The organism is Fischerella thermalis PCC 7521, assembly GCF_000317225.1.
Classification (GTDB): Bacteria; Cyanobacteriota; Cyanobacteriia; order Cyanobacteriales; family Nostocaceae; genus Fischerella; species Fischerella thermalis.
This window is the reverse complement of record NZ_AJLL01000036.1, coordinates 63,406-84,142: the sequence shown is the minus strand read 5'-3', so window position 1 is coordinate 84,142 and position 20,737 is coordinate 63,406. Positions and strand designations below refer to the sequence as shown.

Below are 20,737 nucleotides of genomic sequence, written 5' to 3'. Positions count from 1 at the left end.
AGTGACTAACTAACAACTCATGACTAATTAACTACTCTGGTTGATTACCATCATCATCCATTCGGAAAGGGTTTTCACCAATTCTTAACTGTTTTTTCGCTTGTTTCAAATTTTTCCAAAGCTCCTTGATATTCTCATAAGCCTCATCAGGAGATATCTTACCGGCTGTCTCCAGATTGCAGATATAACTGACTTTTTGGGCAAATTCCTGTAGATTAGCATTAAATACCAAATTTTCTGGCTTGACCTGACCGTAGTAGCGACCCCGGGGATAAAGAAAATCATCTTTGTTAGGCATTTTTTATCCAATTTTTACCTTCTTCATTGCTTTTAATCACAAACTAACAATTTACAATCCTTATATCGATCTCAAAATCTGGGAACGGGTAAAGGAGAAAGGTTAATGAGGATTCTTTTTTTCTTTACTGTTTAAACTTTATCTAAATACTTGCCAATGTCAATTTTGGCAAAGATTCATTATTTAGTTTTGAGTAAGTTTGCCGAACTTTCACAATTTCTGCTAAATAACAATAGTATTGAACTTTGAATTAATAGTCTAGTTTTTTGTATTAATTTATACATTTAGTTTATTTATTTTTTTGTGACAAATAGCTACGACTTCTGGGAATATAAACAACACATAATCTATGTTAAATTCCCGCCCTTAATTTGTGCATCTATCTTGGGTCAACAGTTTTACTTAGGTATTGCACTGATGACTAATGGCTAAAAACAAAAGATAAAATGGTTAAGCTTAAATGCACACAAGCCAGCCATTGAACCTAAATTTACTACCTGCCATGACTGCCCAAACCAAGCTCTACGAAGGTAAAGCCAAAATTATCTACCCTACGGATAACCCGGAAATCTTACTGGCTGTTTTTAAAGATGATGCGACAGCATTTAACGCTCAAAAACGCGGTAGTATCCAAAATAAAGGAACCGTAAACAATATCATCTCTAGTAAAATATTTCAACAGCTAGAAGCCCGGGGCGTCAAGACTCACTTTATTGAAAGTCCTGCTCCCAACCAAATGCGGATCAAGGCAGTAAAAATATTGCCATTGGAAGTGGTTGTCAGGAACATTGCTGCGGGTAGCCTTTGTCAACAAACAGGGTTACCACTGGGAACTGTACTCAAGATGCCATTGGTGGAATTTTATTACAAAAATGACCAATTGGGAGATCCTCTGTTGACTCGCGATCGCATACTGCTGATGGAATTAGCAACTCCGGAACAAGTTGACAGTATAATCCATCTTGCATTGCAAATTAACGAATTTCTCAAAGAGTTTTTCCAGGGGTGTGGCATTACCTTAGTGGATTTCAAACTAGAATTTGGTTTGGACTCACAACAGCAGTTGCTATTAGCAGATGAGATTAGTCCCGATACTTGTCGTTTATGGGACGTATCCGCAGGGGATGACCCTAACCGTCGTGTACTAGATAAAGACCGCTTTCGTCGGGACTTAGGTAATGTTGAGGATGCTTACCAGGAGGTTTTAACAAGAGTGCTAGAAGCAGTGGAAAAAGGGTAATTGAGGAGGTGGGGAGGTGGGGGAATGTGAGGAGTTGTGAACAACTAACCACTAACTACTGACCAACAACCAACTTTGACATAAAGCAAAATCTTTCTTTGATGGTGCGTGGAAGTGAAGAAAAATCAAAATAAAATGCGCTTATCTCCAGTTTTGATGACAATGGTGGCGATCGCCACACCTCTGGGCGGTTCGCTTCATGCTAACGCGCAAACCGCAAATAATTCAAAAAAAACAGCAGATGTTGTTGTACCGACAACGAATCAAGACCAAGAAGTTGTTGCGGGATTGCCAACTACTGATACAACACAAGAGGTAACAATCCCAACTTTTACTATTCCAAATACTACACAAACTGTTCAAGATACAACATCAACAGCAAGTCCAGAACAAGAAGTTTTTGAAGTATTTTCAGCAAAAGAGACGACACTAGAGTTAACAAGATTAACTAAAAATCAGTCAAAAAATATACAATTATCTCCAAAAACAAAGCCAACAACACTTAGAACACAGACAACCAATCAACAAGTTTCTGTTAGCACTCCCGGGGCGTCAGCACTAAAAACAACACCCCAGACCATAACATCAACAACCCCAAAAACTGCACAGAATTCTCCCACGATTATTCCTCAAAACACTCAACCGCCAAACAATCAAAAACCACCTTCCCAGAATCAACAATCACCAACGAATCAACCACCAACCAACAACCAACAACAACCAACAACAGAAGCAGAACCTCGCGTATTAGTATCAGAGGTTGTGATTAGGACGGAGACTGGACAACCACTACCAGCAGAACAGGAAAACCAAGTTTACGGGGTAATTCGGACTCAACCAGGACGGACGACAACGCGATCGCAACTGCAAGAAGATATTAATTCCGTCTTTGCTACTGGCTTTTTCTCCAATGTACAAGCAGTGCCAGAAGATACACCATTAGGGGTACGAGTCACATTTTTAGTTCAGTTAAATCCCACCCTCAGTCAAGTCAGAATTGACGCTAATCCTGGTACAAATGTACCTTCCGTACTACCTCCAAATACTGTTAATCAAATCTTTAGCAACCAGTATGGAAGAATCTTGAACTTACGTGAGTTACAAGAAGGCATTAAACAGTTACTTAAGGTATATCAAGACCAAGGCTACGTATTAGCACAAGTAGTTGGTTCACCACAGGTATCACCTGATGGAGTTGTCACCCTCACTGTTGCAGAAGGGGTCGTAGAAGATATTAGTGTCCAATATCGTAATAAAGAAGGTCAAGAAACAGACAAAGACGGAAAACCGATTAGAGGACGGACGCAGCCGTATATTGTTACACGGGAAATACAATTGAAGCCCGGACAAGTATTTAACCGCAACATCATACAAAGAGACTTACAACGGGTCTACGGTCTAGGACTGTTTGAAGATGTAAATGTTTCCCTCAACCCTGGTACTAACCCCAGCCAAGTGGATGTCCAAGTCAACGTAGTGGAACGTAACAGCGGTTCCATCGCCGCCGGTGCAGGTATTAGTTCTGCGAGTGGATTGTTTGGTACTATCAGCTATCAAGAGCAAAACCTGAATGGTAGAAACCAAAAATTGGGGGCTGAGTTAGAAGTTGGTCAACGGGAATTGCTGTTTGATGTCCGCTTTACAGATCCTTGGATAGCTGGAGACCCATATCGAACTTCTTATACGGCAAACCTTTTCCGTAGTCGCTCCATTTCATTGATTTTTGAAGGAAAAGACGATAACATCGAAACCTTTCAACCAGGTGAAGACGATGGTGATACACCTCGGATTTTACGTTTAGGTGGTGGTATCAACTTTAGCCGTCCTTTGTCTAAAAATCCTTATGAACGTGCAGAATGGACAGCTTCAGCTGGTATAAGATATCAACGAGTTTCCACTCGTGATTCTGACGGTAATATCAGAGAGGAAGGAACAATATATGAAAATGACCAGCCTACAAAAATCATTGAACTGACCGAATCTGGAACTGGTCAAGATGACTTGCTGACATTGCAATTAGCAGCAGTGCGCGACAAACGTGACAATGCTTTGCAACCAACTAGAGGTTCCTTCTTCCGCTTAGGCTTGGAACAGTCCGTACCAGTAGGACTAGGTAATATCTTCATGAGTAAGGTACGGGGTAGCTATAGCTACTATCTTCCCGTAAGATTCACTAACTTTACCAAAGGCGCACAAACTATTGCTTTCAATGTCCAAGGAGGAACCATACTTGGTGATGTACCTCCCTACGAAGCTTTTACTTTGGGTGGAAGTAACTCTGTTCGGGGCTATGAAGAGGGTGCATTAGCTAGTAGTAGTAGTTTCTTGCAAGCCACAGTTGAGTATCGCTTCCCTGTTTTCTCCGTAGTTAGCGGCGCTCTATTTTTTGATGCTGCTACTGACTTGGGAACGGAAACAGAGGCTGGAGATTTACTCGATAAAAGCGGTAGTGGCTACGGCTATGGTCTTGGTGTGCGTGTGCAGTCACCACTTGGCCCCATCCGCATAGACTACGGCTTCAACGATCAAGGAGATAGCCGTATCAATTTTGGTATTGGGGAAAGATTCTAAGTAGTCAATAGTCCAGATTTCTCAGACAATTGACCCTTGACCTAATTTTATGCAACAAACCCTCGCATCTGAAATTACTCTCACCGGAGTGGGACTGCATAGTGGTGTAACTACCCAAGTACGGATACTACCAGCCGGGGTAGACAGTGGACGTTACTTTGTACGAGTAGATTTGCCCAACACTCCAATTATTCCAGCCCAAGTACCTGCTGTTACTCAAACAGTTCTGTCAACTCAGCTAGGTAAAGATGAGAAAAGTGTTCGGACAGTAGAGCATTTATTGGCTGCATTGGCGGGTGTGGGTGTAGATAACGCCCGTATTGAAATTGACGGTCCAGAAGTACCACTGTTGGATGGTTCGGCAAAGGTATGGGTAGAAAGTATTACCCAAGTGGGATTAATACCGCAAACCTCTACTAAAAAATCTCAGGCTTTGTTCATCAATGAGCCGATATGGGTACGTCAGGATGATGCTTTCGTTTGCGCTTTCCCTGCACCAAGTACTCGCTTTACCTACGGCATTGATTTTGAACTTCCTGCTATTGGTAATCAATGGCACAGTTGGTCTCCAAGTTTTGAACCAGGAAAGTCTGATGCTAGCTTCATCACAGAAATTGCCCCTGCCCGTACCTTCGGTTTACTACATCAAATTGAATACCTGCGAAAATCCGGGTTAATTAAGGGTGGAAGCTTAGAAAATGCTCTTGTGTGTGGGCCTGATGGTTGGCTAAATCCACCATTAAGATTTGCAAATGAGCCAGTACGTCATAAAATTTTGGATCTAGTAGGAGATTTGAGTTTAATAGGGCCTTTCCCCCATGCTCATTTTTTGGCGTACAAAGCCAGCCACAATTTACACGTGCAACTGGCACAGAAAATTTGGGAATTGCGTTAATTTTGTTCTTTGTTGAAAGTTGGTGGTTGTTTGGACAACCAATAACTAACAACTAAATTAAATTCAATTACCTACAAGACCACAACTAAAAATCAACCCCACCCATCAATGGCTACTGTCACCGAAGTAAATTCTACCGATAACCCCACATCAGCACCTACCCAGGAGCAGCCAGTTCATTCCACTACAAGTAACTGTGAAACAAAAGTTTCATTCACAGCGGAAGAAATTCAAAAACTTCTACCACATCGCTATCCCTTTGCACTTGTAGACAAAATTATTGACTACACACCCGGGAAACGAGCTGTTGGCATTAAAAACGTCACAATTAACGAACCCCATTTTCAAGGGCATTTTCCGGGACGTCCAATTATGCCAGGTGTGCTGATCGTAGAAGCAATGGCCCAGGTTGGTGGTGTCGTAATGACACAAGTGCCACAATTGGAAGGCGGACTCTTTCTATTCGCTGGTATAGATAAAGTCCGTTTCCGTCGCCAAGTTGTTCCCGGTGATCAACTGCTCATGACTGTGGAACTGTTATGGATAAAACAACGTCGTTTCGGTAAGATGCAAGCTCGCGCCGAGGTTGACGGTCAGTTAGTTGCTGAAGGTGAATTAATGTTTTCCCTCGCAAGCTAAAAATTTATTCTCGTGGTAGAGGCATTACCGTGAAGCGCCTCTACAAAATTTTGTATTAGGGATATCAGCAACAATAAACAACAACTGTTACAGTCTGATTTCCACATATTCACTGCCCTCACACCTGTACCAATTTGATGCTTTCGGCTACTGAACTCAGACGCTTTATGGCGCGTCTGGCAAAAAACTTAGCACGCTTACTGTTCTGGAGATGCACCCTTGAAGACGCTTATTCATCCAACTGCTGTAATTCATCCTAACGCGGAGCTGCACCCGACAGTGGAAGTCGGTGCCTATGCTGTGATTGGTGGGCATGTGAAAGTAGGTCCTGACACTACAATTGGCGCTCATGTAGTGCTGGACGGGCCTGTGGAAATCGGAGCGCGAAATCAAATTTTTCCGGGGGCTGCCATTGGTATGGAACCCCAAGACCGAAAATACACTGGTGAAACTAGCTGGGTCAAAATTGGTGACGACAATCGCATTCGCGAATACGTGACCATTAACCGTGCTACTGGTTTAGGTGAAGCCACGATGATTGGTAACGGTAATCTGCTGATGGCTTACGTCCATGTGGCACATAACTGTGTGATTGAAGACTCTGTGACTATTTCCAATGCGGTAGCGATCGCAGGTCATGTTCATATTGAGTCACGAGCAACAATCAGTGGAGTTCTGGGTATCCATCAATTTGTGCATATTGGTAAGCACGCAATGGTAGGAGGAATGAGCCGTATTGACCGGGATGTCCCTCCATATATGTTGGTCGAGGGAAATCCCACGCGAGTGCGATCGCTCAACCTTGTAGGACTCAAACGCGCTGGTTTGTCTGCTACTGACTTACAAATCTTGAAAAAAGCCTTCCGTATTCTCTACCGTTCAGATTTACTTTTCAAAGATGCCTTAGAAGAACTAGAACTGTTGGGAGATACAGAACATTTACAGCACTTGCGTCGTTTTCTCCTACTTTCGCAAATGCCAGGAAGACGCGGTTTAATTCCTGGAAAAGGAAAAGCAAACAGTAGAGATGATGAGTCTTGAAAATAAGGGAGTGGGGACTGGGGAAGATAAGGAGGACAAAGGAGACAAAGGGAGATTTTTACCTCCCCCACTCCCAGACGCTTCAAACAGCGCGTCTCTACATCACCCCATCACCCCACACTCCCCCCATACCCAATTCCAAAATGCAAATATTTATTAGTACTGGTGAAGTGTCCGGCGATTTGCAGGGGTCGCTATTAGTAGCAGCATTGCGAAAGCAAGCGATTGCTGCTGGGTTGGAACTAGAAATTGTAGCCCTTGGAGGTGACAAAATGGCAGCAGCAGGAGCAATTTTACTGGGTAACACCAGCGAAATTGGTTCTTTTGGTCTGTTAGAATCTCTACCTTTTGTACTGCCAACTCTGCAAGTCCAGCGCCGGGCGATCGCCTATCTCAAGCAAAACCCGCCTGATTTGGTAGTGTTGATTGACTACATGGGGCCAAATCTTGGTATCGGCAATTATCTTCGCCGCCAAATGCCGCAAGTCCCGATTGTATATTATATTGCTCCCCAAGTTTGGGTTTCTTCAATTACTCTTGGTAATACAGAGCGAATTATTCATGTTTGTGATAAATTATTAGCTATTTTTCCTGAAGAAGCACGTTACTTTCAAGACAAAGGTGCAAAAGTTACTTGGGTAGGTCATCCTCTTGTAGACAGAATAGAACAATTTCCTAGCCGAGAAGCAGCACGCAGACAGTTGGGAATTGCCGATGATGCGATCGCTGTGGCACTTTTACCTGCCTCCCGTCATCAAGAACTCAAGTATCTTTTACCTGTAATGTTCCAAGCGGCACAAATAATGCAAGCTAAACTGCCGCAAGTACATTTCTGGATTCCCTTATCTCTAGAAATATACCGAGAAAGAATAGAAAAACAAATACAACGATATGGTTTACAAGCCACTGTAATTTCTGGTCAACAACAAGAAGTACTCGCTGCTGCTGATTTAGCAATTACTAAATGCGGGACTGTAAATTTAGAACTTGCCCTGTTAAAAGTGCCACAGGTGGTTGTTTATCGCCTCAGTCCTTTTACTTACTGGGTTGCTCGTCATATCCTCAAAATAACTTTTCCCTTTGCCTCGCCAGTTAACCTGATGGTGATGAAGGGAATCGTACCAGAATTTATCCAAGAACAAGCGTCACCAGAGAATATTATTGAAGCAGCAATGGAATTTTTGCTCAACCAGGAACGTAAACAGCAAATCCAAGCAGATTATCAACAAATGCAACGGTCTATAGGAGAATTGGGAGTGTGCGATCGCGCCGCTAAAGAAATTTTGCAAATGCTATGAATAAACCTCACCCCTTTCTCCTCTCCTTGGTAAGGAGAGGGGTGTTTGATATTTATTTGTTTCATATCACTAAAAATACAGCAATAAGAATAAGGCTGAGAAAAATAGCAAACAAAATAGCATATTCGACTCGGCGACTGATTATTCCGACAGCTGCAATCACAGCGATCGCAAGGCTAAGAATACCAATATACTGTTCTTTTTGCAAACCTTTTGCAATCAGTGGATCTTGCTGCTGACTATTTGGTAGCGGGGTTTCTAAAGTTTTTTGTCCTAAATAATTTGAGTTGTTATAGGGTGATTTTTGATTATAAATATTCATAATCATTATTCTTTAATTTAGTATTTGTATTGTTCCATTGGTTTAATCTCGAAAAATTTATTAAGATTGCTGCCAGATGTCAATTATTATCTTTGTATTAATTAAAAACTACACTCTAATATATTAAATTCATCTATCTATAGAAGCATTATATATTTATAGCAAAAGAGAATACATGGGTTCAAAAATTAAAAAAGCCCTTGTCTTGGGCTTTTGTCTTCACTCGGTATGATAGCTGTGTTTCTGCCATTATCAAAATATGATGTGAAAAAAATGTTAATAAGATGATTTTGAATATATAAAAAGCCTGACTATATCAATCTTCTTATTTACAATAATTTATTTTTTTATCTTGCAAATTGCTTTGAGCAACACATCCTTCTTTTTTAAATAGATAGTTTTCTACAATCAGATAAATACTAATGAAAACTAAAGGTATAATTATAAATTTTAGACTAAATTCTGTTTGAAAAAAAGATAACATTTGTTTAAAATTAGATTTATTAAGGCTAATATTATTAAGTTGTTTTGTTTCTAATAAAACATTACTTGTCGGTTGCTTACCTAAAGATGCGGGAGTATATTTCTGTTGTAATTCTAAATTTAGTACTTGACTCCAACAAGGAAAACTTTTTCCTTGTTGAAAACCATCAACTTTAACTTTTTTAATAGATTCAGACTTTAAACCAATGATTTCTTGACGTACGTACTTGACCAAGTTTTGTTTATCTGGTATTTGATTAGATTCCAATCTCACCCGTAAATAACCATTCTTAATGCTAACTTTTGCTGTGACATTTTTTAGCTGTAGTTGGCTGTTCATCAAGGACGTAATGGCTTGAACGTCGCCTTGTTTTGCAAGTTCAAAAATTTTTACTTGTGTCATAAATGATTGTAGTGAAGAGCTAAAAACATACCAGTTGCATAAAATATAACCTTATATCTAAAATTATTTCCTCAGTGTTTTTACCAAGAACTTAGATACAAAGATGATATAAGGCAGATAGTTGAATTTACTTTTTTTAGTTTCTACAAACTTTATAAATGCTTTAATTACTACCCGTAGCATATTGCTGAGCAAATTCTCGATGAATTTGGTATTGTATAATTTTTTGCTGAGCCATGCCATAGTTAGAGCTAGTGTATGGTACAGTTTTTAAGAGAGCGATCGCTTCGTCCCAATTTTCGACCACTATCTTCCACTCATCTTCAGATTGTGCTAACTTTGCCAGTTTTGTTGTACGCCTAGCTTGATTAATTGCCTTGAGATAATTGTCCTTTGGTTGGACTTCATTCGCGGTGAGTGTTGATGAATTTTGAGCAGAGACATTTGCTGAGATACTTTGCCTAAATTCTGGTAATTTAGCAAATGAATATACCCATAAAGCGACTAAGGGAATCAAAACAAATGTAAAGATTTGTCTAGATATTTTGCAAGATTTATTCTTAAAGCTAAATAAGCCTGATTTCTTTTTAGTTACTTCTTCAGTTCTTGGTATTTCGGTGACATCAGCTTCTGGTTGTGGGTTATTAATTGGGAGTGTATCTGCTGATCTTGGGGTATTTACACTTTCAGCTTCAAAACTAACATTATTACCAAAAACTAAACGACACTTAAATAAATACTCAATTTGGTAAAAAGCCGCAGCACTAATCAGCCAGATCACAGCAAACACAGCTTTGAGTTTACTGTAATGTTGACCAGATTCAGCGATGACCTGACTATAGTTCAACTGAAATAAAGGTAAAAGAGGGGTACAAATTAAAATAGCCGTCAGTGTAGATAAAACAAGTACCAACCAGCCATATAAACTTTCTCTCCAACTAATCAATCCCGGGAAAAACCCTTGAATTACATTAATTTTTTCTCCTGGAACAGCAGGAATAAAGCGACTGAAAAAAAAGTGATGCGCAAAAGCGATCGCTGGTATGGGTAATATCAGTACAAAGATTGCCAATAGTGTAGCTGACTCAGGTTTTTCTGACCATTTTGCGAAGTTTAGCCATAAGTCATGATCGCGCCGGATCATGGTTACAAACCCAATCATCAGCACAGATAGGATTAGAGCGTTCAGCCATGCATTAGGGTGGGGTAACCATTTCCATAATCTGAACTTGTTCATACAAAGACGAAATAAACGCTTATAGGCTGTAACTTTAACATCTTTATTGCCAAAATGTTTACCTATATGCTAGTAAGGCAAAAATTTTTCGTTTGATGAGATGATACAACAATCCTTTTATCCTCTGCCCTTTGCCTTTCTTCGGTAAAGTAAGGAAAAATCTTAACTTAAACAGAAATAAAGAAATATTGACATGGAACTGGAATCTGCTGTCGGCGAAGTCGCAATCGAACAAAATTTAAAGCAATTTCTCCTGGTACTCTCGGTTTCCCTAACTGTGGCGACTTTACCGCAAGTATTTAGCTGGTTTCGCCATATTCCTTACACATTACTTTTGGTGATAGCTGGGTTGGGATTAGCCCTAGTAGATGTACGATTAGTCAATCTTTCTCCAGAATTAATTTTGGCGATTTTTCTGCCACCTTTATTATTTGAAGCCGCCTGGAATTTAAAGTGGTCTAACTTGAAGCAAGATTTTATTCCTATCTGTCTGTATGCAGTCATAGGAGTATTAATTTCTATTGCGGGTGTAGCACTGGGTTTGAATTTCGTGGCAGGAATACCCTTAACAACAGCATTGTTAGTGGGAGCAAGTTTATCGGCTACTGATCCTGTTTCAGTTACAGCTTTGTTTAGAGAACTGGGGGTAGATAAACGTCTGACAACATTGATGGAGGGCGAGAGTTTATTTAATGATGGTATGGCAGTTGTTGCCTTCAGTTTTTTAGTTGCATTATCTTTGGGAAAAGCACAACTGGGAATTCAGCCTGTGGTAGTGCAACTATTTACGGTTGTCGGCGTTGGTTTAGCCGTAGGTGGTTTGATTGGGTTTGGTATTTCCTATCTCACCCAAAGATTTGATTTACCATTGGTGGAACAATCTTTGACTCTTGTTTCTGCTTACGGAACTTATATCATTGCCGAAGATTTGGGTGGCTCGGGTGTGATAGCAGTTGTGACTATTGGCTTGATTTTGGGAAATTTCGGTTCCCGAATTGGCATGAACCCACGAACACGGATAATAGTCAGTGAATTTTGGGAATTTTTAGCTTTTTTTGTGAATTCAATAGTCTTTCTGTTGATTGGTGATCAAGTTAGATTCGTTGACTTGGCAGAAAATCTGACAATCATAGCCGTGACTATTGTGGGAATGGTTTTAGCACGAGCGATCGCAGTCTACGGTTTAGGGTTTCTCAGTAATCGCCTTGCTAATTCCAATATTCCTTTACCAGAACAAACTATACTCTGGTGGGGAGGTCTGCGAGGATCTGTCTCTATCGCCCTAGCGTTGAGTGTACCGAGTATCCTGAGTGAACGAGAAGACCTGATCAACACCGTATTTGGAGTTGTTTTGTTTACTTTGTTAGTGCAGGGATTAACTACCAAGCCTTTGTTAGAAAAGCTCCAACTTCTGGGTGAACAGCCATTGCGACAGCAATATTTAGAATTCATTGCTCGTCAAACTGCGCTCAAACGTGTATTAGAATACTTGGGGAAAGTAGAAGAACGTCCAGGACTTGAGCCAGAATTTTACCGCTATCAAGAGACTTTAATCAAAGGCGAACTTCAGCGTTTAGAAGAACAAATTGATAAATTACATAATGAATATCCTAATCTGCGAGACTTCACAGCCGAACAGTTGCGAATGGAATTACTTTCGGTAGAAGCAGACACCTATGCAGAATTTGTGCGATCAGGTCGGTTAAATCAAGAACTTGCGCCTTTGCTTGAGGATGTTTTAGAAGAAGGGCAATAAGAAGAAATGACTAAGGGATAAGGGAAGTTTTTTTATACTTCCCGTGGTTGATGCAAAAATTACCTACTTTTATTTAGGGTAATGAAATTGTGGCTGACGCCAATAATTATACTTGCCCGCATCTAGAGCCAAATTGATTAAATATGCCAGAATTTGCCGGAGAATTACCCATCCGTGAACCAGTTTGGAATGCGATCGCATCTGTTGAGCAGATCCAACGCCAAAATAGAGGTATATATTTTAACATTGGTGTTGCTCGCCTGTCTCTCTACATAGTTGCTCCTAACCTTATCCGTGTACGCTTTTCACCTACAGGAGAGTTTAGACCCAGACGTTCCTGGGCTGTCACGCCGAAAGATGAGGAATGGCCTATTGTAGCTTTTGATATCCAGGAAACAGCAAATGAGGTAACAATAGAAACCGACAAAATACGGGTATGCGTTCAGCGTCATCCTTGTCGAGTCCAGTTTTTTGACAAAGCAGGTCGTCCCTTTGCCCAAGATACAGGTTTGGGTATAGGTTGGCGACAACTGGGAACAGATAAATCCCAAGTTGCTTGCTGGAAGCGAATCGAGACAGAAGAAAATTATTATGGCTTTGGGGAACGGGCAGGATTACTGAATCAAAAAGGTAAGCGTTTTACAAACTGGACAACGGATAGCTTAGATTACACAATGCTGACAGACGCAATGTATCAAGCCATTCCGTTTTTTCTGGCGCTGCGTCAGGGGGTAGGCTATGGTTTGTTTTTTAACACTACCTTTTGGAGCCGTTTTGATGTTGGGGTTGACCAACCAGATATTTTACGATTAGAAACCCTTGGTGGAGAACTGGACTACTACATTATTTACAGTCCCGAACCCGCAGAGATAGTTCAGACTTACACCCAATTAACAGGGCGAATGTCACTACCGCCACAGTGGGCTTTGGGTTATCATCAATGCCGTTGGAGTTACGACTCAGAATCAGAAGTCCGGCAATTAGTACAGCAATTGCGTCAGCGCCGTATTCCCTGTGATGTCATTCATTTAGATATTGATTATATGTTTGGCTACCGGGTGTTTACGTGGAATCCCCGGCGGTTTCCAGACCCCCAGAAATTGCTCAGTGACTTAGCAGAGGATGGGATCAAAGTAGTTACTATCGTCGATCCGGGAGTAAAATTTGAACCCCAAGCAGATTACACCGTCTACGCTCAAGGTTTAGAAAAGGATTACTTTATCCGCAGGGCTGACGGTAAGGTTTTTCATGGTTATGTCTGGCCTGGTCGGGCTGTTTTCCCGGACTTTCTGCGCCCGGAGGTGCGTCAGTGGTGGGGAGACTTGCACCGTAGTCTGACTGATGTTGGTGTGGCTGGCATTTGGAATGATATGAATGAGCCAGCCATGAACGATCGCCCCTTTGGAGATGAGGGCGGACAAAAAATATTTTTCCCGATGGATGCACCGAGTGGCCCTGACGATGAGCGTACAACCTACGCCGAAACTCATAACCTCTACGGCTTAATGATGGCTCGTGCTTGTCGCCAAGCAGTGGAAAAATTGCGAGAGCGATCGCGTACTTTTGTCTTGACCCGTTCTGGTTACGCGGGTGTACAGAAATGGTCGGCGGTATGGACAGGAGATAATCACTCTCTGTGGGAATACCTAGAAATGTCCCTGCCGATGCTCTGTAATTTAGGTTTATCTGGTGTAGCATTTGTCGGGGCAGATATTGGGGGATTTGCGGGTGATGCTACGCCAGAATTATTTGCCCGTTGGATGCAGGCAGGAATGTTGTATCCTTTTATGCGCGCCCACTCGATGATTAACACCAAGCGCCATGAACCTTGGGAATTTGGGCCGCAAGTCGAAGCAATCTGCCGTCAATACATTGAATTGCGCTACCGATTACTACCTTATATATACACTCTGTTCTGGGAAGCAGCTACCACAGGTGCACCAATTCTGCGACCTCTGCTTTATCATTATCCAGAGGATCCCAAAACCTACGAATTATACGACCAAGTACTTTTAGGCTCATCCCTCATGGCAGCGCCCGTCTACCGACCGGGGGTAGAAAAACGTCTGGTTTACCTACCAGCAGGAACTTGGTATGACTGGTGGACGGGAGAATCTTACCAAGGTACAACCTATATTCTTGCCGATGCACCGATAGAAAAAATGCCCATGTACATCCGTGCTGGATCAATAATTCCCCTTGGTCCGGTCATGCAGTATGTAGGCGAGTCACCCTTCAATCAACTGCGGTTGCGAGTTACCCCAGGTATAGGCGAGTGGACACTGTACGAAGATGACGGACATTCCTTTGCCTACCGTGATGGCGCTTGCTCAACTACAACCTATCGAGTGTACTTAGAAGATACACAAGTAGTAGTGGAAATTCAAGCTAGGCAAGGACAGTGGACTCCCCACCCACGCAACGTCATTGTTGAGGTTGTAGGTAAAGGAGAACAAGAATTTCCAGATGACGGTTCTGCACGTCGCCTAACTTTTTCTTGATCGATGACCACAGATCCACACCGACATCTCATCTGTGTTTATCTGTGTGCATCTGTGTTCGCTTTATTTCCATAAAGAGAAATAGCGTTTTCCCGCAAAACAGCACTAGAACAGTAAGATCGCCATCTCGAACTACTTCCTCTAACACTTCTGCCAGAATTTGACTCCCCACTATTTACTACTTTTGTGTAGCTGTGCTAGCTTCTTGTGTGGTAACTCGCTGTAATTGTTCTACATTTTGTAGTGGCGATCGCCCTGGTGTGAGGTTATGACTAAGCCACATTAAACTACCAATAAATATAGTCACCACTCCAATTAAAACACTTGTCAGCAATTTTACCTGAGAACGCAAAAATTTAACTTCTCTAGTCTGCTCATCCAGTTCTGAAATATAATCGGCTGGAGGGAGTTTTTGCTCAATAATATTTTCTGCATTTTTTACAACTTTATTACTAAAAGTAACTTGTTGGTGCAACCAGTTAGTAATCAATAGAGGACAGTTTTTTTTCACCCAATGCCAAGCAAAGATTCTAAATGCTGGTTTGGACATTCTCGCTATAAATTTTAATATTTTCTTGACAGGTCGAGAGCGAAACTTTTTGTTAATTAGATGAACTGAACCTACATCATAAAGACGATCAAAGATGAGCTTGACAGTAGCTTCTTCTTTATTGGTCAAATATTCAATAATCAGAAAAACTTCTTGCATCAGTTCTTCTTCTTTATTGTTTTCTGCCAAAACTTTTGTTAAATTATTTGATGTTTTTACTGTGTTATTCATAAATTTTGCTCTGGCAGCGCATCTTTAATCTTTAAGTAAGACAATATTTTAATTATTCAAAAAAGCCAAGATGTCAACAAGCTTGTTTAGAAAAAATTTAATATTCACAGCACAAAGTGCCACATACACTATAAAGCACTTTATGTACTGCAACGAAGAGGCTATACGTAATCCATATAGGTAAAAACTTTACACCTCAAAATAAAAGTAAACAAGCTGTTTTTTTTGCTGGATTGTAAATCTAAAATTATCTTAAAGGTTATCATTTCCAAAAAAAATTACCTCTAGAGAGATTTATTGAATTGGTTGTTTGTTGGTGGTTGGTTGTTGGTGGTTAGTGGTTACCCATTCTTTAAACTACTTACTCCCCACCTCCCCACCCCTTACATTTCTCACCCCTACCAAGGTAAACGACTACCATCCCAGGAAAAAAACTGGCCGCTATCCTCTATCTGTAGCTGGTCGATAACAGCAAGCAATTGGTTGACGGTAAGTTCTACCGAGAAGAGTTTTTCTGGAGGTACATTCTTTTGAAAAGGTTTAGAAAGACGAGTATCAGTTGTACCGGGATGCAATGTTACAACTATAGTTTTTGGACTGGTTCTGCCATACTCTATTGCCACGTTTCGCATCAACATATTCAACGCTGCTTTAGAAGCGCGATAGCCATACCACCCGCCAAGCTGGTTATCACCTATACTTCCGATTTTGGCAGAAATACTCGCAAAAACACTGCGATCGCTATGACGAAATAGCGGTAACAGATGTTTAGCAAGCAGCACTGCACCAATACTGTTAACCTGAAAATAGCGCATTAAATTCTCAGAGTTAATCTGTTTGAGGCTTTTTTCCGGTTGCAGGGTTCCTTCATGGAGAACCCCAACACAGTTAACAACTAAATGTAGTTTATCTATCTCTGCTCGCAGGAGTTGTACACCTTGAGAAATTTGTGCCTCATCTGTAATATCTATCGCCAGACAAATTAGTTTCTCAGGATATTGGTCTGACAACGCTATTAACTCAACAGCTGATTTTGGTTGACGATAGGTAGCATAAACCCTATTAATACCCTGCAATTGTAGTAGTTTCTTTACAAATCCTAAACCGATACCTTGACTAGCACCGACAATTAAGGCATTACATGAGTTGGTATGAGTAAACATGCTTTATGTGATGGTTGTTGGTGGTTGGTTATTGATTGTTGTTTGTTTCAACTAATATCTTGCATCAATTCCAACAATAACCAGGGATTAAAATCCTTGGCTGATAGCGCAAGTCCTCTGAAGAGGACTAAATTGCTACTAATAAAATTTTCCTCAGTCCATTTAAATGGACTTCAGCTATAAGCCCGGAACTTTAGTTCTGGGCGATGGAGTGGGCTGCAATATCTCAGTTCCAACCAACAAACAACCAACAACCAACAACATTATTCCGGCAATTTATACTGCCCTACAATACGCTTGGCATACTCTGGAACATGTTCCTCTAATTTCTCAGGATGATTCCGTTTGACATAGAGATAATTGCGGGTGAAGTGGGAATCTATCGAGAAACGGGCGTATTCCAAACCTTTGGGGCCGATTTTTTCAATTACTACACCCATAAGTTTTGCTGCCCACATCGGTAGGGTAACACCTTTATCGTAAGCTGGTATACTTTGTTGGACTGCTGCTGTGCGATCGCCTTTGGACATGACTGGCTGAGTTTCTAACTGGTCTTTGACCAATTCCAGCATTTCCCGACCGCGTTCATTTCTGACTACAATCCATTGCCAGCCGAAGGGTGCGCCCATATATCCAACTACCAAATCAGCTAGGGAATTGACGTAGTCAAAACAACTCATACAGGAAGGGGCAAACACATCCTTGAGTTGATTTGTTTTCAAGCCAAAAAAAGGAACTGTTTCTGTTGATCCATCTTCGTGCTTAAAGTGAACCCGGAAGTCCTGCATAAACTCGTAATGCACAACGGTATCAGGCGATCTACTTGTGGTTTCCAAGAATTTTTGCAGTCCAGCACGAGTCACATTATCTACACAGGGTGTACCTAAGACATAAAGCTTTTCCAGACCCAATTGCTTTTCCACAGTCCGCAAAGCTTGGATTTGGCAACCAACACCAATCACCAACAGCCGCTTCATTCCTGATTTTTCTACTTGTTCCAAAACAGAAAGATTTGGTGAAAGTGTCGGTTTATTTACCCGCGCTGCTAGTATTTCTTCTGGAGTCCGGGCAATCACAGGCATAGGTCCGAAGCGGTCTTCTTTGGTATTTTGCACACAGACCACGCCTTCTACCATTCCCCGATTCAGCATTTCAATGGCGATCGTACTCACAATTCCCGTCCATTGTGCACCAGGAATCGGCTGCTGTTTCCGCGCCGCCATCATACTTTGATGAACACCAAAATAAAGTTCATCAGCATTATCTAAATCGCGAGAACGAGTGTGTGTCTGTGCTTCGAGTTCGTCTACCTGTTGATTAATAAAAGCACAGGCTTCCTTGACATAATGAATATAGTATGTATCACACAATCCACATTCGCTGCACAGTTCTTTAGCAGGGCGACGGCTACCGGGTTTGAGGGCTTTGGCTTTTTTGTGTTTGGGAAAATCTACTGAGGTCATTAAAATTTCTTCTTTAAAAACTCAGATTCTTTATTTCACACTATCTCAGAGATTAGTACCAAACGAGTGCCAAAGAACATCAAAATCAATAATCATGATTATTGCAACTTCCAGCCGGGGGATTGTTAAAATCCTGGTATCTTCATCACTACCTACCCAGAAAGCCTAAAAAAGCGATCGCTATGTCTCAGTACTCTCAATTAGAAAAAGCGCTGAAATATCACTTCGGTTATGATAATTTTCGCCCCGGACAAAGAGAAATTGTTGAAGATGCGCTTTCTAATCGGGATTTGCTGATTATTATGCCTACAGGCGGTGGTAAGTCGCTGTGCTTTCAACTACCAGCACTGATCAAAAAAGGCTTGACTGTGGTAGTCTCACCTTTAATTGCTTTGATGCAAGATCAAGTGGAAGCACTGCGAAAAAACGGTGTAGCAGCCACATTTCTCAACAGCAGTCTGAACTCTTACCAAACGCGATCGCGTGAACAATACATTCTCCAAGGTAAAGTTAAGTTACTCTACGTCGCTCCAGAACGCCTTGTCAGTGATAGATTTCTCCCATTTCTAGATCTAATCCATCATCAAGTTGGTATTTCCGCCTTTGCTATTGATGAAGCGCACTGTGTTTCTGAGTGGGGACACGACTTCCGCCCAGAATATCGCCAGTTAATCTTACTGCGAAAACGTTACGCTGATGTGCCGACTTGGGCATTTACAGCTACCGCTACTGATCGCGTCCGTAATGATATCATTCAACAATTGGGGTTACAAAACCCTAGCATCCACATCGCCAGCTTCAACCGCCAAAATCTTTACTACGAAGTTCGTCCTAAAAAAAAGAATGCTTACGCCGAACTCCTAGAACTGATCCGCGATTCTGAAGGTTCGGGAATTATTTACTGTTTAACTCGCAAAAAAGTTGACGAAATCACCTTTAAACTGCAACATGATCAAGTATCTGCTCTCCCCTACCATGCTGGTTTAACAGACGAAGAACGGACTCAAAATCAAACTCGCTTTATTCGTGATGATGTGCGAGTTATGGTAGCGACAATCGCCTTTGGTATGGGTATCAATAAACCAGATGTGCGGTTTGTGATTCACTTTGATATACCCCGTAACTTAGAAAGTTACTATCAAGAATCAGGTAGGGCGGGTAGAGATGGGGAAGCTTCACGTTGTACACTTTTTTTCAGTTACGCTGATGTCAAAATCATCGAATTTCTCATCAATCAAAAAAGCGAACCACAAGAACAGTTAATAGCCAAACAACAATTGCGACAGATGATAGATTACGCCGAAGGTACAGACTGTCGCCGCACAATTCAACTCAGTTATTTTGGCGAACGTTTTCTGGGGAATTGTGATAATTGTGATAACTGTCGCTATCCTAAACCAGTGCAAGATTGGACAGTGGAAGCAATGAAATTTTTATCTTGTGTCGCCCGTTGCAAAGAAAAGTTTGGCATGGGACACATTATAGATGTTCTACGGGGAGCAAAAACCCAAAAAATTGCTCAATACGAACACGACAAACTATCCACCTACGGTATCGGTAAAGATAAAAGTGTGGAAGAATGGCGGATGCTGGGACGTTCCTTATTACATCAAGGTTTAATAGAACAAAGCACCGATGGTTACGCTGTTTTAAAACTTAACGCCCTAAGTTGGGAAGTCATGCGGCGACAGCGTACCGTTTCTATTCCTGTCACTGTCACCCAAAAGCTTACTTGGAAAGAGGATAACGCTAAAACTGTAGAAGCAGAAATGCTATTGCAGAGGTTGCGATCGCTACGTAAACAACTTGCAGATGAACAATCTGTTCCACCTTATGTTATCTTCGCCGACTCTACTCTCAAATTAATGGCTCAAGTTAAACCCCAAACCAAGGACGCATTTAGCCGACTTTCCGGGGTAGGTAGCCATAAACTAAATCAATACGGCGATAAATTTATTGCCGAAATCCGTGCTTATTGTCAAGAACATAATGCTCAAGAACCGAAACTCAATCCTACATCTTCCCTGACTTCAGTTTCTGCTACAGCATTACAAACTTTGCTGCTATATCAACAAGGCTTGAGCGTTTCCGAAATTGCTGAAAAACGCAACCTACGTCCAACAACTATTTTTAGCCACCTCTGCGATTTGATTGAGAAAAATCAACCTATAGACATAAATCACTTAGTACCACTAGAAAAACAGCAAAAAATTTTGCAAGTATTAGAAATTCTTGGAGATATTGCCCTTACCCCCATTAAAGAATATCTTGGTGATAATTATAGCTTTGAAGAGATTCGTTTAGTTAGAAGTCAGTGGCGCAAAAAGAGTCACAAAAGCTAGCTCAATAGGGATAATTAACCACAAAGACACTTGTTGGGGTCGGTAATTGGTAATGGGTAATTGGCAATGGGAAAACCTCGCGAAACTCTGTGTTTATTTTGAGCTAATTACAAAGAACTCGCCACTTCTGTGTGAATCTCCTGTGTCTTTGTAATCCTTGGCGATGATGCGGTGGGTTTGTTCTTTCTTGCCAAAACTATATATAAAACTTTGGGGAAGACAACACAAATCACAGTACTAATCAAAGTCAGGAATAAACCATCCATCAAACCCATAGAGAATCCCCCTTTTTTTATCTGTATCT

General features: G+C 41.3%; 16 protein-coding genes. 9 read left to right on the top strand and 7 right to left on the bottom strand.

Features of this window, described 5'->3' with window-relative positions:
• Window positions 1-31 precede the first annotated feature (31 nt).
• Window positions 32-298 carry a DUF7219 family protein gene (locus UYK_RS0108875; protein WP_009456124.1) on the bottom strand — a complete coding sequence of 89 codons (267 nt, stop codon included), beginning with the start codon at window positions 296-298 and terminating at the stop codon, window positions 32-34.
• A 502-nt stretch (window positions 299-800) separates the two neighbouring features.
• Between UYK_RS0108875 and purC the strand changes: the two genes are divergently transcribed.
• The 6 genes from purC (at window position 801) to lpxB (ending at window position 7,982) form a co-directional block, all read left to right on the top strand.
• The gene (gene purC / locus UYK_RS0108870) at window positions 801-1,538 is read left to right on the top strand and encodes a phosphoribosylaminoimidazolesuccinocarboxamide synthase (RefSeq protein ID WP_026086411.1); all 738 of its coding nucleotides are present in this window, start codon (window positions 801-803) and stop codon (window positions 1,536-1,538) included.
• A 135-nt stretch (window positions 1,539-1,673) separates the two neighbouring features.
• The gene (locus UYK_RS0108865; RefSeq protein WP_026086410.1) at window positions 1,674-4,109 is read left to right on the top strand and encodes a BamA/TamA family outer membrane protein; all 2,436 of its coding nucleotides are present in this window, start codon (window positions 1,674-1,676) and stop codon (window positions 4,107-4,109) included.
• Between the two features lie 49 nt (window positions 4,110-4,158).
• Window positions 4,159-5,004 (top strand): UDP-3-O-acyl-N-acetylglucosamine deacetylase, encoded by an 846-nt coding sequence (gene lpxC, locus UYK_RS0108860; protein ID WP_009456133.1) that lies wholly within the window; start codon window positions 4,159-4,161, stop codon window positions 5,002-5,004.
• A 108-nt stretch (window positions 5,005-5,112) separates the two neighbouring features.
• Complete coding sequence (gene fabZ, locus UYK_RS0108855) at window positions 5,113-5,643, top strand: 3-hydroxyacyl-ACP dehydratase FabZ (protein WP_009456134.1); 531 nt, start codon at window positions 5,113-5,115, stop codon at window positions 5,641-5,643.
• Window positions 5,644-5,862: 219 nt separating this feature from the next.
• The gene (lpxA, locus tag UYK_RS0108850) at window positions 5,863-6,684 is read left to right on the top strand and encodes an acyl-ACP--UDP-N-acetylglucosamine O-acyltransferase (protein ID WP_009456135.1); all 822 of its coding nucleotides are present in this window, start codon (window positions 5,863-5,865) and stop codon (window positions 6,682-6,684) included.
• Between the two features lie 143 nt (window positions 6,685-6,827).
• Window positions 6,828-7,982, top strand: a complete 1,155-nt coding sequence (gene lpxB / locus UYK_RS0108840; protein WP_009456136.1) for a lipid-A-disaccharide synthase — start codon at window positions 6,828-6,830, stop codon at window positions 7,980-7,982.
• A 61-nt stretch (window positions 7,983-8,043) separates the two neighbouring features.
• On the opposite strand, the gene UYK_RS0108835 is transcribed toward lpxB, so the two are convergent.
• The 3 genes from UYK_RS0108835 to UYK_RS0108825 all read right to left on the bottom strand — a co-directional run bounded on the left by UYK_RS0108835 (window position 8,044) and on the right by UYK_RS0108825 (window position 10,427).
• Window positions 8,044-8,304: a hypothetical protein gene (locus UYK_RS0108835; protein WP_016871277.1), complete on the bottom strand. Its 261-nt coding sequence runs from the start codon at window positions 8,302-8,304 to the stop codon at window positions 8,044-8,046.
• A gap of 325 nt (window positions 8,305-8,629) precedes the next feature.
• Window positions 8,630-9,190 (bottom strand): hypothetical protein, encoded by a 561-nt coding sequence (locus UYK_RS0108830; RefSeq protein WP_016871276.1) that lies wholly within the window; start codon window positions 9,188-9,190, stop codon window positions 8,630-8,632.
• A 163-nt stretch (window positions 9,191-9,353) separates the two neighbouring features.
• Window positions 9,354-10,427 carry a hypothetical protein gene (locus tag UYK_RS0108825; protein WP_026086409.1) on the bottom strand — a complete coding sequence of 358 codons (1,074 nt, stop codon included), beginning with the start codon at window positions 10,425-10,427 and terminating at the stop codon, window positions 9,354-9,356.
• Between the two features lie 193 nt (window positions 10,428-10,620).
• Between UYK_RS0108825 and UYK_RS0108820 the strand changes: the two genes are divergently transcribed.
• Window positions 10,621-12,183: a Na+/H+ antiporter gene (locus UYK_RS0108820; protein ID WP_009456140.1), complete on the top strand. Its 1,563-nt coding sequence runs from the start codon at window positions 10,621-10,623 to the stop codon at window positions 12,181-12,183.
• Between the two features lie 143 nt (window positions 12,184-12,326).
• A complete protein-coding gene (locus UYK_RS0108815) occupies window positions 12,327-14,684 on the top strand; it encodes a glycoside hydrolase family 31 protein (protein ID WP_016871274.1) in 2,358 nt (785 codons plus the stop codon).
• A 178-nt stretch (window positions 14,685-14,862) separates the two neighbouring features.
• Here the strand turns inward: UYK_RS0108815 and UYK_RS0108810 are convergent, their stop codons facing one another.
• The 3 genes from UYK_RS0108810 to UYK_RS0108800 form a co-directional block, all read right to left on the bottom strand.
• Complete coding sequence (locus UYK_RS0108810; protein ID WP_016871273.1) at window positions 14,863-15,465, bottom strand: hypothetical protein; 603 nt, start codon at window positions 15,463-15,465, stop codon at window positions 14,863-14,865.
• Window positions 15,466-15,863: 398 nt separating this feature from the next.
• The gene (locus tag UYK_RS0108805) at window positions 15,864-16,628 is read right to left on the bottom strand and encodes an SDR family NAD(P)-dependent oxidoreductase (RefSeq protein WP_009456147.1); all 765 of its coding nucleotides are present in this window, start codon (window positions 16,626-16,628) and stop codon (window positions 15,864-15,866) included.
• A 263-nt stretch (window positions 16,629-16,891) separates the two neighbouring features.
• Window positions 16,892-18,091, bottom strand: a complete 1,200-nt coding sequence (locus tag UYK_RS0108800) for a Coenzyme F420 hydrogenase/dehydrogenase, beta subunit C-terminal domain (RefSeq protein ID WP_009456151.1) — start codon at window positions 18,089-18,091, stop codon at window positions 16,892-16,894.
• 182 nt (window positions 18,092-18,273) lie between these two features.
• Between UYK_RS0108800 and recQ the strand changes: the two genes are divergently transcribed.
• Window positions 18,274-20,433, top strand: a complete 2,160-nt coding sequence (recQ, locus tag UYK_RS0108795) for a DNA helicase RecQ (RefSeq protein WP_009456152.1) — start codon at window positions 18,274-18,276, stop codon at window positions 20,431-20,433.
• Window positions 20,434-20,737 lie beyond the last annotated feature (304 nt).

Bases quoted from the DNA above. Each gene is read 5' to 3' on its own strand.
- UYK_RS0108875 (WP_009456124.1), bottom strand. From the start codon at position 298: ATGCCTAACAAAGATGATTTTCTTTATCCCCGGGGTCGCTACTACGGT.
- purC (WP_026086411.1), top strand. From the start codon at position 801: ATGACTGCCCAAACCAAGCTCTACGAAGGTAAAGCCAAAATTATCTAC.
- UYK_RS0108865 (WP_026086410.1), top strand. From the start codon at position 1,674: ATGCGCTTATCTCCAGTTTTGATGACAATGGTGGCGATCGCCACACCT.
- lpxC (WP_009456133.1), top strand. From the start codon at position 4,159: ATGCAACAAACCCTCGCATCTGAAATTACTCTCACCGGAGTGGGACTG.
- fabZ (WP_009456134.1), top strand. From the start codon at position 5,113: ATGGCTACTGTCACCGAAGTAAATTCTACCGATAACCCCACATCAGCA.
- lpxB (WP_009456136.1), top strand. From the start codon at position 6,828: ATGCAAATATTTATTAGTACTGGTGAAGTGTCCGGCGATTTGCAGGGG.
- UYK_RS0108835 (WP_016871277.1), bottom strand. From the start codon at position 8,304: ATGAATATTTATAATCAAAAATCACCCTATAACAACTCAAATTATTTA.
- UYK_RS0108830 (WP_016871276.1), bottom strand. From the start codon at position 9,190: ATGACACAAGTAAAAATTTTTGAACTTGCAAAACAAGGCGACGTTCAA.
- UYK_RS0108825 (WP_026086409.1), bottom strand. From the start codon at position 10,427: ATGAACAAGTTCAGATTATGGAAATGGTTACCCCACCCTAATGCATGG.
- UYK_RS0108820 (WP_009456140.1), top strand. From the start codon at position 10,621: ATGGAACTGGAATCTGCTGTCGGCGAAGTCGCAATCGAACAAAATTTA.
- UYK_RS0108815 (WP_016871274.1), top strand. From the start codon at position 12,327: ATGCCAGAATTTGCCGGAGAATTACCCATCCGTGAACCAGTTTGGAAT.
- UYK_RS0108810 (WP_016871273.1), bottom strand. From the start codon at position 15,465: ATGAATAACACAGTAAAAACATCAAATAATTTAACAAAAGTTTTGGCA.
- UYK_RS0108805 (WP_009456147.1), bottom strand. From the start codon at position 16,628: ATGTTTACTCATACCAACTCATGTAATGCCTTAATTGTCGGTGCTAGT.
- UYK_RS0108800 (WP_009456151.1), bottom strand. From the start codon at position 18,091: ATGACCTCAGTAGATTTTCCCAAACACAAAAAAGCCAAAGCCCTCAAA.
- recQ (WP_009456152.1), top strand. From the start codon at position 18,274: ATGTCTCAGTACTCTCAATTAGAAAAAGCGCTGAAATATCACTTCGGT.